Annotated in this window: 13 protein-coding genes; 6 read left to right on the top strand and 7 right to left on the bottom strand. The window is 62.9% G+C overall.

Annotation, left to right across the window (positions count from 1 at the left end; all coding sequences use genetic code 11):
• Nucleotides 1-17: 17 nt before the first annotated feature.
• From CSQ85_RS08915 to CSQ85_RS08895, 5 genes are all read right to left on the bottom strand, one after another.
• The gene (locus CSQ85_RS08915; protein WP_150383763.1) at nucleotides 18-1,358 is read right to left on the bottom strand and encodes a hypothetical protein; all 1,341 of its coding nucleotides are present in this window, start codon (nucleotides 1,356-1,358) and stop codon (nucleotides 18-20) included.
• 161 nt (nucleotides 1,359-1,519) lie between these two features.
• Complete coding sequence (locus CSQ85_RS08910; protein ID WP_150383762.1) at nucleotides 1,520-3,220, bottom strand: hypothetical protein; 1,701 nt, start codon at nucleotides 3,218-3,220, stop codon at nucleotides 1,520-1,522.
• A gap of 202 nt (nucleotides 3,221-3,422) precedes the next feature.
• Entirely contained in the window at nucleotides 3,423-5,276 is a 1,854-nt protein-coding gene (locus tag CSQ85_RS08905) for a hypothetical protein (protein WP_150383761.1), read from the bottom strand.
• Nucleotides 5,277-5,437: 161 nt separating this feature from the next.
• The gene (locus CSQ85_RS08900) at nucleotides 5,438-6,793 is read right to left on the bottom strand and encodes a hypothetical protein (RefSeq protein ID WP_150383760.1); all 1,356 of its coding nucleotides are present in this window, start codon (nucleotides 6,791-6,793) and stop codon (nucleotides 5,438-5,440) included.
• Nucleotides 6,794-6,954: 161 nt separating this feature from the next.
• Nucleotides 6,955-8,520 (bottom strand): hypothetical protein, encoded by a 1,566-nt coding sequence (locus CSQ85_RS08895; protein ID WP_150383759.1) that lies wholly within the window; start codon nucleotides 8,518-8,520, stop codon nucleotides 6,955-6,957.
• A gap of 177 nt (nucleotides 8,521-8,697) precedes the next feature.
• Between CSQ85_RS08895 and CSQ85_RS08890 the strand changes: the two genes are divergently transcribed.
• The 6 genes from CSQ85_RS08890 to CSQ85_RS08870 all read left to right on the top strand — a co-directional run bounded on the left by CSQ85_RS08890 (nucleotide 8,698) and on the right by CSQ85_RS08870 (nucleotide 14,402).
• On the top strand, nucleotides 8,698-9,276 hold the full coding sequence (locus CSQ85_RS08890; RefSeq protein WP_190972978.1) for a hypothetical protein: 579 nt from the start codon (nucleotides 8,698-8,700) through the stop codon (nucleotides 9,274-9,276).
• Nucleotides 9,277-9,404: 128 nt separating this feature from the next.
• Nucleotides 9,405-11,075, top strand: coding sequence for an LPXTG cell wall anchor domain-containing protein (locus CSQ85_RS08885; RefSeq protein ID WP_150383757.1), 1,671 nt, complete (start codon nucleotides 9,405-9,407; stop codon nucleotides 11,073-11,075).
• Nucleotides 11,076-11,381: 306 nt separating this feature from the next.
• Nucleotides 11,382-11,549 (top strand): hypothetical protein, encoded by a 168-nt coding sequence (locus CSQ85_RS13140; RefSeq protein WP_190972977.1) that lies wholly within the window; start codon nucleotides 11,382-11,384, stop codon nucleotides 11,547-11,549.
• Between the two features lie 13 nt (nucleotides 11,550-11,562).
• Nucleotides 11,563-12,078 (top strand): hypothetical protein, encoded by a 516-nt coding sequence (locus tag CSQ85_RS08880; protein ID WP_150383756.1) that lies wholly within the window; start codon nucleotides 11,563-11,565, stop codon nucleotides 12,076-12,078.
• 99 nt (nucleotides 12,079-12,177) lie between these two features.
• Entirely contained in the window at nucleotides 12,178-13,800 is a 1,623-nt protein-coding gene (locus CSQ85_RS08875) for a helicase-related protein (protein WP_190972976.1), read from the top strand.
• A 77-nt stretch (nucleotides 13,801-13,877) separates the two neighbouring features.
• Nucleotides 13,878-14,402 (top strand): hypothetical protein, encoded by a 525-nt coding sequence (locus CSQ85_RS08870; protein ID WP_150383754.1) that lies wholly within the window; start codon nucleotides 13,878-13,880, stop codon nucleotides 14,400-14,402.
• A 270-nt stretch (nucleotides 14,403-14,672) separates the two neighbouring features.
• Here the strand turns inward: CSQ85_RS08870 and CSQ85_RS08865 are convergent, their stop codons facing one another.
• Nucleotides 14,673-14,921, bottom strand: coding sequence for a hypothetical protein (locus CSQ85_RS08865; RefSeq protein WP_150383753.1), 249 nt, complete (start codon nucleotides 14,919-14,921; stop codon nucleotides 14,673-14,675).
• 92 nt (nucleotides 14,922-15,013) lie between these two features.
• Entirely contained in the window at nucleotides 15,014-15,517 is a 504-nt protein-coding gene (locus CSQ85_RS08860; protein WP_150383752.1) for a DUF4234 domain-containing protein, read from the bottom strand.
• Nucleotides 15,518-15,633 lie beyond the last annotated feature (116 nt).

Genomic DNA, 15,633 nt, shown 5'->3' with positions numbered 1-15,633 from the left:
AATGTTTTCGGAGATTTTCAAACGAGCGACGGTCCCGATGGTGCGGGGCCCTGCGGCTGTTGTCCAGGATCATTGGGATCAGGCGCATGGTCGGTCGGGTTCTCATACGGATCCTGTTCTGCCGGATTCCAGAAAGGGTCGGCCGTGAAAGGCATCTCAAGGTCCATTTGCATGCTCATGCTGTCCTCTTCCGGCGAGTCGTCCTCCCCCAGAGAATAGGAATCTCTGTTATCGAAGTTGTCGATCTCCCATTGCGTGACCGTGTCCGGGTTGCATCCTTTGATGAGCCCGATACCGAACGCCATGCTTCCCTTGGGCATGTCATGCGTGAGACTCTTGAACGTCGGCTCGACGATTTCCTCCAGTCCCGCCATCAGGCCGGGCCTGTCCAACGGATCGACGCCGCTATTGATTCCGAAGTTGGTTATGCGGTACGCGATATCAGCGGGGGTGTCGGAGAGTCTGATGTCGTCGTTCGATTTCATCCAATACTCGAGCATCAGCTGCATTTGCACATCGACGTTGTCGTCACCGTCGGGATAGAACACATAATACGGGCGGGAAAGCTCATCTGCGGTGTACCCCTTAGGCCTGAAGACATCCCAATACAACTGCGCTTCGGGGTCGTTCCAGTACGCCGCGGGATCGTTCCAGCGTTCCGATACATCATCGGGCAGCTGCTCAAGGTTGAAAATCGGGTCGCTTACTCCAAACCTGTAGTTTGCCACTACGTCCGACATGGCGAGGAACCGGTTCTGCTGATACTCCGTCGGAATCACCCTGTCCACCTGCGCCTTGTTCACGAATGCGCCGTTGGACACGCGCATGGCCCATTCGCCGGGTTTGACGGCGTCCGGTTCCTGTGCCGCGATCATCGCGAGCCTGTGGTTCGTGTTCTCGAACCACCCGTATACGCGTCCCGCGGATACGGGCTCGTTTCCCTGCGGGAGATGAAACGCGTCCCGTAGATACTGTTCCATCATGTCGGTGTCCAGCAACGTCTCATCCGGCTTGGAAGGGTTCTCCGCGAATACCTTCAGCGGGGATCCTTCCGCGCCCGGTCGTTCGAGACACGCCGTGAGTGAACCGTCCTCCTTCCTGCGCATAAACAGCGACAGTGCGTCATCCGCACCGGAACCGATCGGCGACAATCGGACGATCTTGGTCTGTCGGTCGGTGCTCCAGTTGATCGGTTCGTTGTCCGTCAGTTCGAGGATAGTTCTCCAGATGTCGTTCACGAGCGCGAGGTCCGCAAGATGCCTGACGTAATGCCCTTCGTCGACGAACGGCGTCTCGAGTTCAATGGAGTCGAACAAGTTGTAAATTATGCTTTGCGGGTTGTCTTCTTGACTGTCCATGATGTCGATGTCCTTTCCCGGCCCCACGGGTCGGGGCCGTCCTTGAACGGTCACGAATCCGATCGAATCCGCTCACCCGATATTCCCGTCATCGGATATGGGAAGGCGGGCCGTCCTTATGTGGGCGGCCCGCCTTATCGTGTGCGTATGGTTCCGGGATGTCAGCCGAGCGACGGCCCCACCGGTGTCGGAACATGCTGTTGCACGCCTGCGGCCGTCGGGTCGGGCGCCTGGTCGGCCGGGTTGGCGTACGGGTCGGCGTCGGCCGGATCCGGGTACGCGCCCGCCCCATTGGTCATGTCCGGTCTCGGTTCCGCCGGCGCGTGTTCCGCGCCCTCCAGATGGTCCTCGATCGCGAGGCGGGCGAACGTGCCGCTGCCGGCGGGCAGGTCCCCGTCGAGCCGCCTGAACGTGGGGTCGATGTATTCAAGGACCCGCGCCCCCAATGCGACATGCCCGACCGGGGTGACGCCGTTGGCTTCGAGAATCCGGTCCGCGATCCTTGACGGGTCGTCCGAACGCATCACATCATCCATGGTCTCGCCCCACTTCCACACGAGGCCGGCGACGGTCCAATCGTCCACGCCGTACTCCTCGTTCTCCTCATACTCCTCCTCGTACTCGTGCTCGTAGTACCGTTCGGGGTCGGCGAGCAGGTCGTCGCTGGAGGCCATCCAATCGGCGTGGACGCCCCGCAGCATCCCGCTCATGTCATGGCCCGCCACGGGGTCGAGGTCCGTGCGGATGAGGTCCCTCACGGCCTTCACCTCGTCCGACGGGTAGAAACCGGGGTCCCGGTCCTTGCCCGCCGGGGCGCAGTCGTACGCGTTCCTGAGCATTTCGGAGATGTGGTCGGGATGCCGTTTGTCGATCAGCCCTCCGAGCGCGTCGGCGTAGTCCATGAACCGGGATTTCTCGGACAGGTGGAACGGGCCGGACAGCCCGTCCTTGGGCGGCGTGGCCCCGTGCCTGTCGAACACGCCGCGGATCGCCTGGTTGAGTCCGCGGTAGAACCGTTCGTCTCTGATCCCGTCGGTGTCGATCACGATGTACCCCCACCATTGGCGGTCGAAGGGGTTGTCGCGCGTCCACTGCCGTTTCGCCCGTTCGAGCGGACGGTCCACGTTCCACGCGTCCACGTCGCCGACCCTCTCCTGGAGCATGCCCGAGATCCGGGACCGTTCCGTGTCGGTCGCGTCCTCTACACGTGGGCCGAGCCCGTACGCTTCGAGGATGAGCGGCGCGAACCTGTCCATCGACTTGGGGTCATCATCGTCGAGCCCCCAGTCGACGTACATCGCGTTCATGGCCCGATCGAGGGTCCTCCCGTATGCCTCGGCGGCGAACCGGAGCCTGTCGACCGGGTCCGCCGCGTGGGCGAACCGGTCGTCCGTCCGGATGCGTTCGGCCGCGTCCGGGTCGAGCCGGCGGGCCTCGCCCAGGAGGTTGTCGCACAGGTTGTCGAGGAACCTGCCGCGCGCGAGCCGTTCGGGGTCGCTGTCCGATTGGATGACGAGCTCCCTGTCCTGTCTGTATCGCGGGATGCCGGAATCCCGGTGGTATTCCCTCGGCATGGTGGCGATCGTGTAGGCGAGCTCGTCGAGCCGGTCGTCCTCTTGCGTCCGGAGGATCGACGGCGTCCTGTTGACGTACGCGTTGACGGCGAGCATGATGTCGCCGTCGCTCCAGGCCATGCTCCGGGGTTCGGCCCACCGGTAGCCGGCCGCGTCGCCCCCGTTGTCCCGCGCGTTCAACGCGGCCAGCCATTCACCGGCCTGCTCCGGGTTGATGTCCTTGTTTCTGGTGAGCGCCCATGCGAGCACGTTGATGTGCTCGGCGGGCAGGATGTCATGGTCCGCCATGATCCCGTGTCCTTTCCCGGCCCCGACCATCAGGGTCGTCTTAGCACGGCCACGAATCCCTCGTCATCCTCCCCGCCGATATTCCATCTGATCACATACGAGAGGAGCGGGGCACCCTTGCAGGATGCCCCGCCCTTGTGTGGTTTGTCTTGATCCGACTGCCAGCCGAGTGGCTTGCCGTGGACTCGAATATTCGTGGATGTTAGAACTCGGGTTGGAGCGCGTTCTGCCACGGTCCTGCGGACACGTCCGGCTGCTGTGCGGTGGCCGTCGTTGGGTCGGGAGCATGATCGGCCGGACTGGCGTACGGGTCGGCGTTGACCGGATCCGGGTACGCGCCCGCCCCATTGGTCATGTCCGGCTCCGGTTCCGCAGGCGCGTATTCCGCGCCTTCCGAATGATCCTCGATCGCCAGCCGGGCGAACGTGTTGCTGCCGGCGGGCAGATCCCCGTCGAGCCGGTCGAACGTGGGCGTGATGTAATCCGCGACCTGCGATTCCAAGTCGGGCTGTTCGACAGGGTCGAGGCCGTTGGCTTCAAGGATGCGGTCCGCGATCCGGGTCGGATGATCCGAACGCATCACATCATCCATGGTCTCGCCCCACGTCTCCACGAGTGCGGTGAGATCCGGCTCAGCGACCACGGATGCCTCGGCGGAGCCGGAGACCCACGTCTCCACGAGTGCGGTGAGATCCGAGGCGACGGTGTTCATGTTGTCGAGCATGTCATTGACATCGTACATCCACATATTGTGGTTGTAGTACAGATCGCCGCTTTGGGGGGCGTTGTCTATGTCGATCATGATGTCGAGCCGGTCCCTGACGAGGTTCCTGACGGCCTCCGCTTCCTTGGGATTACTTGCGGGGGTGACGTCCGTATGCTTGTACGCTCTCCTATAATCATCAGGGTATGCGTCCTGCAACAATTCGACGACGGCTTCGCGGTCCAGACTGGGATCGTCGGCATGGAGTGCCTTCCCGACGAGACCAACGTAATACTCCTCGAACATCTCATGCTCAGTGAGAACGTCCGCGCCTTCCTCCTCCACTGGCGAGTAGTGTCTCATCCTGCTCCACAGCATGTCCTCGTGACCGTCGTCGATAAGGAATCCACGGATCGACTGATCAAGCCGCTCATAGAACTGTTCGTCCGGCCACTCGGTGAGGAGCTCATCTGTCAGATAGCGATGCCAATGCTCATCAATACCCACTTGGTCGACCCATTGATTACGAGTCTCCTCAGTCGGCACGTCCTCATCCCAGACCTCAACCGCGTTCAAAATCTCATCCCCGAGGATCGAAGCGGCACGCTTGCGATCCGTGTCGGTGGCATCCTCGACCATGGGCCCGACCCCGTACGCCTCGAGCGTCAGGGGTGCGAACCGTTCCAATGTCAGGTTCTTTTCGTCTGCCCAAGTTCCGGAGTAGTCGTGTGCCGTGCGATTGATTGTCTCCTCGAACCGTTCCGCCGCGAACCGTAGCCTGTCGACGGCCGTCGGCGCGTTGGCGAACCGTTCGTCCGTACGGATCTTCCGCGTCTCGTCCCGCCCGAGAATCGGACTGATGCCAAACACCATGTTGTGGCTTACCTTGTTCAGGTACCAGTCGCGGTGTATCTGGTCAGGCGTACTGTCCGCGTTGATGACCATGTCGCCGAGCACGTCCATCGGCCCATACTCGTTGGCTGCTTCCGTACGCAGGAGCGCCATGCTCATCGTATCGGCTACAGCCTCCACAAGATCAACATGCATGTTATAGGTTTCCGCATCCGGTTCATTAGCATAAACATGGTAGGACGGCGTGCTGTGGATGTACGCGCTGAACGCCCTGAAGATGTCGTAATCATCCCAGTCGGTGTGACGGGGTTCGGCCCACTGGTATGCGGACGGGTCACCGCCATGGTCCTGCGTGTTAAGCCTTGCGAGCAGGTTCGCATACTGTTCGGTCTCCTGCTGGAGTTGTTCATCCGCCAGATCGGTATGATGTCGGTCATTTTTGCGGATCGCCCATGCGAGCACGTTGATGTGCTCGGCAGGCAGGATGCCATGGTCTACCATGATCCCGTTCCTTTCCCGACCCCGACCATCGGGGCCGTCTCAGCACGGCCACGAACCCTCAGACATCCTCCCCACCGATATTCCTTTGCGGACATGCAGTGGGGCGGGCGTCCCGTCCGGGATGCCCGCCCCATCGTTATTCCAAGCTGGTTCGTTCTCCGTCAGCCGACCGTCGGCCCTGATTGTGCCGTTGGCCCGTGCGACTGCTGTCCGACCGCGCTCGGATCCGGCGCCTGGTCGACCGGGTTCGCGTACGGATTCCGGTTGGTCGGGTCCGGGTAGGCGGGACCGTCAAGGCTGAAGGATTCCACCGTTTCCAAACCCGACGGTTCCGTTTCACTCCCCATGTTCCAGCTCCATGAATCTGATACCTCTTCTGTTGGATTCACTGCCGTCTCAATCTGTTCTGTCGTGTCGGGGACGTCGGTCCTGTCGTTCACGGCAGTAGTGACCTGGTCCGACTGTGTGACGGTTCCCACGGTCTGATCGTGGTTCTGCGATGGTTGACTTGTTTCCGGATTCCTCTCATGATTTGCCCCAGTGGATTTAAGGTATTCCATGCGAAGATACTCGTCTCTCTCATCACGCATCTGACCTAATTCATCCTGGAAGAATGCCGTCATCTCTTTATCCCCGTAGGTGGATATCCAATCTTCCAATTTGTTCTGAAGTCCAGCATCGATGTCCCACTCGTGGATTTCGTCGAACGGCAACGCGCCCATCAGGCTCGCAGCACACATGCGATCCGCAGGCGTGGCGTCCGCCGCACGCGGTCCGAATCCGAACGCCTCGAAAAGCAAGGGCGACAGATGCTCGAACCGTGCGTCATATTGGTGCTGGTCGTCGGGGTTGTCAGCAAACCCGTGAAGGTTTTCGAATTCGTTGAGTTCATGGCCAAGGACGGCGCTAACTCGTTCCGTCATGAACCGGAATCTGTCCACACCGTCCCCACGCCAGCTCTGTAGATCTTTCCATATTTTATCGTATGATTCTTCGCTGAATCCGCAGCTTATTACCCTGAACGGTTCCCGAAACGCATCCAGATATCTGTCGCGGGAGACCACCGAGGGATCAGTGTCCCAGTCGATGATGACATCACCGATGTCTTCCCAGTCCTCCCATTCCTCCCATGTCTCGTCACATTTATGGAGGTATTCCTCGTAAACGAAATTGAACACCTCTAATAGGCTGGAGCCTTTCTGATCATCGATGGACTTTGTTCTATAGGCGTAGGCGTTGAACGCGCCCATGATATCCGCAGTATTCCAGTCCGTTCGCCGGGGTTCGCTCCATTCGTAGCTGGAGGCATCCCCACCATGCTGCCGCGCGTTCAGCTCTGCGAGTTCCTTAGCCCTTCTTTTCGTGCTTTCACGAATCTCCTCGTCAGAAATGTCTATTTTGATCTCCCCATCAAACACACCCTTTCTGAGCATGTCTGCTTTTTCCTTTACTGACTGTTCCATGACCCATGCGAGCACGTTGATGTGCTCGGCGGGCAGGATGCCATGGTTTACCATGATCCCGTTCCTTTCCCGACCCTGACCATCGGGGCCGTCTCAGCACGGCCACGAATCCTCAGACATCCTCCCCGCCGATATTCCTTTGCGGACATGCAGTGGGGCGGGCGTCCCGTCCGGGATGCCCGCCCCACTGTTTTTCCAGGCTGGTTCGTTCTCCGTCAGCCGACCGTCGGCCCTGATTGTGCCGTTGGCTCGTGCGGCTGCTGTCCGGCCGCGTTCGGATCCGGAGTTTGGTCGACCGGGTTCGCGTACGGGTCGGCGTTCACCGGATCGGGATAGGATTCGGTTTCCGTGGGCGTCGGATTGGCTTGTTCCTGTGGTGCTGGTCCTGTGGTTTCCTGTGGTGCTGGTCTTGTGGTTTCCTGTGGTGCTGGTCCTGTGGTTTCCTGTGGTGCTGGTCCTGTGGTTTCCTGTGGTGCTGGTCCTGTGGTTTCCTGCGGTGTCGTGTCTGCCTGTTCCCGTGTTGTCTGGTCGGTTTGCTTTGACGGGGCCGGATTGGCTTGTTCCTGGGTGGTCGGTCTGGGGGCGGGAGCCGGTGCGCTCGTGTCTTCGGGAGCCTTGCTCCTGAGCGTGACGGCGGCGAACGCGCTGCTGGGGACCGGATGGTCTCGTACGAGCAGGGCCGTGGGGGCGACGCGTCTGGCCAACGCGGCCTCCCAGGCGGGTTGTTCGACGGGGTCGATTCGGTTGAACCCGAGGATGTGGTCCGCGATGGCGGTGGGTGTTTCTCCGGGGCATACTTCGTCACGCCTGTTGCCCCATACCATGATGAGGTTGTCCACGTCCGCTTTCGCGAGGGTCCCGATGTTCGCGTCGATCGCGCCATCGCCGGGGGCGTCGTACAGTTGTGCGTGCGAGGCGGCGTCCTGCCAGTGCTTCGGGTCGTTCCAATGGTCGCACGCCTCCTTGATCGTTTCCGGGTTCGAGTCGAGCATGCCGGTCAGCCCGTGCCCCCACGCGAGGTCGACTTTGGCGGTGAGTGCCGTGAACCGGTCCTGTTCCATGGGGTCGGGGCATACCTGTTTGAACGTGTCATGGCTGATGAACGCGCCGTTGGTCAGCCGCATGCTGACTTCGCCGGGTTTCGGCGGGTTGGTTCTCGCCGCGAGGGCGACCCGGTAGTTCATGGTGTCGAACCATGCGTTCACTCGTTCCACGGTGGCCGGTTTGGTGGGTTGCAGGCCGAACCTGTCGAGGATGAATTGTTCCAGGGCGTGACTGCCGGCCAGTTCGTTGGGGGCGCCCGTCGGCCATTCGGGGCAGACGGGTCCGCGGATCACGGGTGTCGCCATGTTGCGTACCAGCCAGGTCTGGGCTTCGAGGCTGCCGTCAGGCCGTTGCGCGAGAGAGAGGTTGATGGCCGGATACGGGTGTTCGGGCCCGTATTTGAGCAGGCTGACGAGATGCTGCCTGTTGTCGGTCCAGGTGACGTATTTGCCGGGGTCGGCGCATCGGATGTCGATGTCGGTGCCGATGGAGGCGATGTCGTAGAGGAATCTGGAGTGCAGGGCCGTTTGCTGCTGTTGCGTCAGCCTGCTGGGTTCGGTCTGTCCCGGGTAGGGTGGCGCGCTTGACGCGAGGGTTTGCACGAAGGTGTTGAGTCGCATCCCGACATCGTTCACGGGGATCATTTGGATGCGTGGGCGTGCGGGTTGCGCGAGCGTCCGTTCGAGGAGCGTGTTGACGCCGCCGAGGATCGCGTTGAGGTTGTTGAAGAGCGGCATGGTCCTGTTGTCCTTTCCGTGGTTTTCTTGGGTTGGTTGTCGTCGTGTCCACCGTTCGGACGGTTTTCGTGGTTCCGGTATTTGCGGCCAATACCGGTACGGACGGTGCTTCGGGTCGCGTGGCGCGTGCGATCGACGTTCACGCCCCTGTTGATGGGGCCTGTAGTGATTGGAGTGATGATGGCGTCGTTGGAGGATGAGCTGGAGGATGTGGCCGAGGGACGCGAGCATGCCGGCCCGGACGAGGAGACCATGGAATTGTCCAAGACCGTGCCCGCGACGAGAACCGGTGGTACTACGCCGGCTGGCGCGCCCGTCCAGCAGACGGGGGCGACCCAGCCGGTGGGCAGGCCGACGCAGCCGGTGGCCTTGTACCCGTATCGGGTGTATGGGACCGTCAAGCCGATCCTGTCGTTGCTGACGGTCGTGGAGGCGCTGATCGCGGTGTCGATGCTGCTGCTGTTCCCCGGATCGTGGAGGCAGGGCGTCCTGTTCCTCGTGTTCGCGGCGGGCCTGCTCGCGTTGCGCGTGGTGCTGACGCCGCTCCTGGAAGCGGGGCTCGCGTTGGATGCGGCCGCGATCCGCTGGGGGTTGACGGTCATGACGGTCGGCCCGTTCGACCCGTCCGCCCCGTCGGGCCGTCAGGTCACGTTCGTGGACCGACAATCGCATGCTGTGCGGGCACGACTGGTGTTCCGTCGGGGGTACGCGTGGTTGACCGACGCGTCCGGCGAACTGCTGCCGGTTCGGTGGTGACGGTTTCCCATACACCGATATCGGTCTGTCCGGGAACAGGGTGGGGTGGTGCGTTTGCGTACGCCGGCCGGTTTCCGTCGGCATCCGTGTAGACACACATTCATATACATCGAGTGAAAAGGATTTCCATGGTTTCCACTATTAGCGTCCGCCGCCGCGCAGCCGGCGTGATCCTGTCCGCCGCCCTCGCGTTGACGGCCGTCGCCGCCCCGGTCACGATGGCGTTCGCCGCCGACCAGGCTGCCGCGACCACCGCGGAGACCGCCGAAGCCGCCACCTCCCCGCTGACCGTCAGCCAGAAGGATCTGACGGATACGACCGGCTGGTATGCGACCGACGATTCCCACAAGTCCGCGCCGAAGACCAACGAGAACCGTATCCCGGGCGGTCTGAAGACCATCCAGGCCGGCACGTACGTGATCTCGTACTCGTCCACGGGCAACCAGACCAGCGAAGGCAACTACAGCATCATCACCAACACGACCGTTGACAAGGACGGCAAGCTCGACTATGAGGGCGGCAACGACAAGCCGTCCACGCTGGCCGCCGGCGGTTCGACCACGATCACCCTGAACGGTGGTGACGTGATCGTGTTCCCGAAGAGCGACCTGCTGGGCGATTTCACGCTCACTCCGGCGTCCACGTCCACGGTTAAGGGCGACGCGAACGGCGATGGCAAGGCCGACGCCCAGGATCTCAAGGACATCACCGCCTCCGTGAAGGACAAGGACGGCAACGTGCTTGGTCTCGCCCAGGGCTTCGACCCGGTCAAGGGCGGCGAGGTCAAGATCCCGCAGTCCGGCACCGGTATCGACTTCACCCACATCCCGGATGGTTGGACCGTCAAGCAGCAGGACAACAAGCTCGTGTTCGACGTGCTCCTCGACGGCACGGACACCCCGGTCGTCACGTACACGTTCACCCCGTCCGAGGACGGCGCCGTTGACCCGGAGCCGACCGATCCGAACAACCCGGGCACCCCGGGCGAGGTCCCGCAGTCGTTCACCGTGGACGTGCCGTCCTCCGGCGTGATCACCGACACCGCGATCAAGCTCGGCGTTCCGGAAGGCAACTACACGGTCGCCTGGAAGTCCGGCGCGAAGGCCGGTGACGCGAAGCTGAAGATCGGTTCGCGCGCCACCGCCGGCACCATCGCCGACGAGGACGTCCTGTACACGGGTTCCGCGTCCTCCGACGGCGCGTTCACCCTCAAGGATGCGAACGGCAACCCGGTCGACCATGTCGTCATCAACAACGACACCGTCATCAGCGTCGAGGGTCTGGGCTCCGCCGTGTTCACCCACTGGGACGGCAAGGACCCGGTCGCCAAGCCGACCGACGTGAAGGTTGATGGCACGCTGAAGAAGACCGTCGCCGAACTCAACCTCGTCGAAGGCGACTACACGGCCGTATGGAAGGCCGAGGAGAAGGCCAACGAGGCTGCCCCGGCCATCGTCGTGACCGACAAGGACGGCAACGTGGTCTACACGGGTACCGTCGACGACAAGACCGGCGCGTGGACGTCCGGCGCGTTCACGTTCAAGGACGCGAACGGCAGGCCGGTCGACCACGTCACCCTCGCGAAGGACAACGTCCTGTCGATCACCGGCCACGGCACGGTCACGTTCAACCCGTACACCGCGCCGGCCAAGAACGACCAGCAGAACGACGCCGGCACGGATCTGGACAAGCTGCCGCAGACCGGCATGGCCGCCGTGGCGACCCTGATCGCGGGCCTCGGCCTGACCGGCGCCGGCGCGACCGGTGTCATGCTGCGCCGCCGCAACGCGTCCAAGTGACCTGGATACCATTCATGACTCCCGGACCCCCGCAGCATGCGGGGGTCCTCCCGTATCCGGGCATGTTCGCGGCAGGCACCCGTCCCCCGGATTCATGCCCCAATATTCGAGTCTCGTATCGAAAGGCCGTGATCCGCATGGCTCTGTATCCCCTGTCCCGCCGGCATATCCGTGTGATGGCCGTACCGGCTGTGGTCCTTCCTGCTGTCCCTGACGGGGTGTGCGACGGGTGACGCGTCCGACCCGTACGCGTACACGTGGTCGGTCACTTCCGTGCGGTTGAAGGACGGGATGGTCGTGGACTGCGTGTCTAATTTTGGAATCGTCTGCGACTGGAACAATCCACGCCCCGCCAAGGACGACGAGCGTCCCCAAACGGCGAAATACTACCGGCTCAAAGACGGCAGGGTCGTGCCCTGCGCTACCGTGGGAGGCAAGACCTCCAACGGCTTGACCTGTGATTTCGAACAGTAAGACAGGAGGAGTGATGACTGACGGCGGTTTCACCTTCCATGACGACGTCACCGAGGCAGTGCCGGTCGACCCCGTCCCCGATCTGCCTGATGGTGGGCGTTCCGCGCCGGACTGGGATGATCCCGACACGGTCATCGGACTGTTTCATTCATTGCGGGACCAGTTCTCCGGCGAAGTGTCCGATCTCGTGGCGCGGGTCGCGAACGACGTGCTGGGCGGTGGCCCCGAAGCATTGCTCGTGACCGTGTGCGCGTTGTCCGACGCCATGGGCGACGTGTACGCGACGGACGCCGCTGTCCTTGACGGGCTGCTCGCCGCCCACCACCACGACTGGCTACCCGAGGTCAACGGCGAGACTTCCATGGACGGGTTGCGTCGCACACTGCCCGACATGACCGTGGTCGAACGGGCGTTCGCCAAACTGGCCGGGACCGGCGACAGGCAGACCGTTCACCTGCCTGATGCCGGGCATGACGTGGCCATGACGCCGTTGGAGGACGGGTCCGGCGTCGAGTTCTCCATCAGGTAGGCCCGCCCACGCAGTGGGCATAAGTCCTTCACCCTGTTTCAGACCATGCTCCCGTGTGATGCGGGTATCGTGGAACCATCACTGGCAACGGAGGGATTCATGGACCGAGGGAAAGCCGAACGCCGGAAGACCCGTAAAAACGAACGACTGAACGAGCGTCGGGAACGCGAGCACGCCGCGCGCGACTTGGTCATGGTGTCCATGGCGGCGACGGACCCGTTCTCCCATTACGCCTCGTACCGTCACGGACCGCGCCGGTTCACGATCCACGTAGGGCCAACGAACAGCGGCAAAACGCACGACGCCCTGAAGGCGTTGCGGAAGGCCGGGTCGGGCGCCTACCTGGCGCCGTTGCGCCTGCTCGCGTTGGAGACCGGCGAACGGTTGCGTGCCGAGGGCCTGCCGACGGACATCATCACCGGCGAGGAGCGTTCCCTAGACGGCGACGGACGATTCATCTCGCAGACGATCGGCACCCTGGACTTGGAACGCGAATACGCGTGCGTGGTGATCGACGAGACGCAGATGATCGACGACCCGCAGCGCGGCGGATCGTGGACGCGCGCGATCCTCGGCGTGGACGCGCGCGACATCCACGTGTGCTGCTCGCCCGAGGCCGCGGACGTGGTCACGCAGCTCGTCGGCATGTGCGGCGACCGGTACACGCTGGTCCGTCACGAACGCTCCACTCCCCTTGTCGTCGAGGACAGGCCGTGGGACGGCGTGGCAGAGCCGGGCGACGCGGTCATCGTGTTCTCCCGTCAGGACGTGCTGCGCACCGCCGCCCGGATCGAGGAGGAGGGCACGTCCACGGCGGTCGTGTACGGCTCACTGCCTTGGACGGCGCGCCGCAGCGAGGCCATGCGGTTCGCGTTCGGCGAGGCCAAGGTACTGGTCGCCACCGACGCGATCGGCATGGGCATGAACCTGCCGATCCGCCGCGTCATCTTCGGCGCCACCAGCAAATACGACGGCTCCTCGAACCGCCGGCTCACCCCGTTGGAGGTCAGGCAGATCGCCGGCAGGGCCGGACGGCTGGGCATGTTCGACCGGGGACTGGTCACCGTGGACGCGCGTTCGAACGACTGGCTGCGCCGGCGGCTCACACAGCAGGCGCCTTCGATCGCCACGGCCCGACTGCCGTTCCCGTTCGAACTCGGCCTCGACGAGACGGCGCCGTTGACCGCGATCCTCAAGGCGTGGGCGAACGCCCCCACCCGCTACGACCTGCTCGAACGCTCAAGCCTGTCGCTCGAACGGACGATCGCCGCCCGCCTGGAGTCCATCGCCGGCTCACGCACCATGTTCCCCTACGACCGCGAGACGCTGCTGAGGATGTCGTTCCTCCCCGTGGACGGGCAGAAAGAGCTCGACGAGGTCGTCTCCCTGTTCAACGGGTTGACGAAACGCGTCCACCCCATGCTCCCCGGCGGCGCGGAATGGGAGGAGCTGTTCGCCAGCGAACCCGACGGGCTCAGAACGTTGGAGCGGGATCTGAGGACCATGTCATTGCGGTACGCGTTCGCCAACTCGCTCGGCGTCATGGACGACACGATGGAGAAGGCGTTCGACCGGACCCGCGAACGGTGGGAACGCGCCGTGATCGCCAAGGTCGCCGGACCTAAGGCAAGCCTGATCAACTCACGCATGTACGGGCGCCCGGAATGGGACGACTGGGAGGACGGGAAGGACCCGTACACGGACGGCGTATGGCGGTTCTGACCATCCCTGTGCGCGCCGCCAGTCCGCCCGTGCTATCGTTACGGCAACTGGTTTCGCCTGATATGACGGGAGATTATATGGATGTCAGGAGGATCATCGGGGCGATGCTGCTGGTGGCGCTGGCCCTGCCGCTCGGCGCATGCGGTTCGGATACCGACGCCGACGCCGGCAGGGGTTCGGACGGCGCGACGTCCTCGCAAACCACGACCGACACCGACGACGATGCCACCCAGCCCGGCGCGACATCCACACAACCGGCCCCAGACGATTCCCAGACCGGATCCGACACGAACGAAAACAGTGACCAGACAGCCGCGCCTTCGACGGACACGGACTCCACCCTGAGTGAGCTGGACCGGTTGAAGGCCACCCTACCGTATAACGCCAGCGACGTGGACACGGAGGCGTTGAAGGGACTGGATGCCTACAATGTCGTGCATGCGCTCGAATCCAAGCGTTATACGGTGGTCGTCCGTATGACCGGCGTCGAGGACCAGAGCGCGAAGCTGCTCGCCACAGCCAGCGACGGTTATTTCATCGCCGCCGACGTGAAGTACGACAGTCCGCTGAACCGGTTCGTCGTCACCCTCGCTGACATGTGACATCCCCGACGTTCCGGCTCCTACCCGTCGCGTCACCGGACATGCCATGACGGTCCTGCCGCTCGTGGGCTCCCGGCGAGAAGGTGAAGTTCGAGGCGTTCAGCAATGTGGACGCGGCCTCGGTCAAGCCGCATGTCCAGTACTATGACACCGGCGAGTGACCCGGCTCATATCATGTTGACGACGGGCGGACCCCGTAGGATCCGCCCTTTTTCATGCCGATTGCGCCGGGATACCCTGTCTCGCCTGTACGGGTTTCCGCAGGATCCGTCAGCCGCGTCTGCCTGTGGTGCGGCCGTTCTTCCTGCCGTTCGTCGCCGCGTTCTGTTCCGCGGAGGGATTCCAGACGCCTTTGAGGTCGGGTTCGAGGAACAACGGCCTGTCCACGCGATCACCCTTGACCGCCTTGCGTACCGTCTCGAGCGGCAGGTTGTGTTTGCGGCTGATCTCCGTGCAGCTCATGCCTTTGGCGTGCAGGGCTCGGATGGCCCGGATGTAGTTGTCGTTGTCGCTGCTCATGGTCATCTCCTTATAGCGGTTGATGCGGACGATGGCATCATTTGGGGCCGGCCCCATCGGGGTCGGCCCCATGTCGTGTCTGTTGTCGTGGTTCAGCCGCGCGCGTTGTAGTCGGCGCAGATGTCGTTCATGGCGTGCAGCAGTTTGTACGTGTAGATGAACGGTCCGATGAGGATGAACGCTCCGAGCACGTTCCACAGCCAGTACGTGGAGGCGGTGACTGTGACCGGAAGGCGTCGCGCGGCCTGTTCGACGCCGATGCGTGCGGAGATCCGGTGGCCCCAGACGAAGTAGCCGATGCCGAAGGTGATCCAGCCGATGAGGAAGAACAGGAGCAGGTAGTTCATGGTGCGTTTGCCGTCCCTGCGGGTGGCGATCAGGTTGATGGTCGTGCTGATCTCGGTCATTTGCCACAGGTCGTAGATGCCGAACGTGATGATGCCGAGCAGGATGTACTTCGTCAGGCTGCGTTTCGTGTTCAGGGTCGCGTGTGTGGCGTGGTGTTCCGGTTGCGGTCCGGTCCACGGGTAGGTGGTCGGCGCCGGCTGGTCCGGTGCGCCGATGTTCACGTTGACGGTCGGTGTCGTGTTGGTCATGGTCGTATGCTCCTTGCTTCTGAGCCCGTCAGGGGACGCTGTTGCGACCCCATGCGTTTCACCCTCGTCCATGCCGTGGCCCGCCGTTATCGGATCATGGGTTTGGCTTGGATATG

Source organism: Bifidobacterium rousetti, assembly GCF_008698235.1.
GTDB classification, from domain to species: domain Bacteria; phylum Actinomycetota; class Actinomycetes; order Actinomycetales; family Bifidobacteriaceae; genus Bifidobacterium; species Bifidobacterium rousetti.
The sequence above is the reverse complement of the archived record's forward strand: the minus strand, read 5'-3'. Positions and strand labels throughout refer to the sequence as shown.

Bases quoted from the DNA above. Each gene is read 5' to 3' on its own strand.
- CSQ85_RS08915 (WP_150383763.1), bottom strand. From the start codon at position 1,358: ATGGACAGTCAAGAAGACAACCCGCAAAGCATAATTTACAACTTGTTC.
- CSQ85_RS08910 (WP_150383762.1), bottom strand. From the start codon at position 3,220: ATGGCGGACCATGACATCCTGCCCGCCGAGCACATCAACGTGCTCGCA.
- CSQ85_RS08905 (WP_150383761.1), bottom strand. From the start codon at position 5,276: ATGGTAGACCATGGCATCCTGCCTGCCGAGCACATCAACGTGCTCGCA.
- CSQ85_RS08900 (WP_150383760.1), bottom strand. From the start codon at position 6,793: ATGGTAAACCATGGCATCCTGCCCGCCGAGCACATCAACGTGCTCGCA.
- CSQ85_RS08895 (WP_150383759.1), bottom strand. From the start codon at position 8,520: ATGCCGCTCTTCAACAACCTCAACGCGATCCTCGGCGGCGTCAACACG.
- CSQ85_RS08890 (WP_190972978.1), top strand. From the start codon at position 8,698: ATGATGGCGTCGTTGGAGGATGAGCTGGAGGATGTGGCCGAGGGACGC.
- CSQ85_RS08885 (WP_150383757.1), top strand. From the start codon at position 9,405: ATGGTTTCCACTATTAGCGTCCGCCGCCGCGCAGCCGGCGTGATCCTG.
- CSQ85_RS08880 (WP_150383756.1), top strand. From the start codon at position 11,563: ATGACTGACGGCGGTTTCACCTTCCATGACGACGTCACCGAGGCAGTG.
- CSQ85_RS08875 (WP_190972976.1), top strand. From the start codon at position 12,178: ATGGACCGAGGGAAAGCCGAACGCCGGAAGACCCGTAAAAACGAACGA.
- CSQ85_RS08870 (WP_150383754.1), top strand. From the start codon at position 13,878: ATGGATGTCAGGAGGATCATCGGGGCGATGCTGCTGGTGGCGCTGGCC.
- CSQ85_RS08865 (WP_150383753.1), bottom strand. From the start codon at position 14,921: ATGAGCAGCGACAACGACAACTACATCCGGGCCATCCGAGCCCTGCAC.
- CSQ85_RS08860 (WP_150383752.1), bottom strand. From the start codon at position 15,517: ATGACCAACACGACACCGACCGTCAACGTGAACATCGGCGCACCGGAC.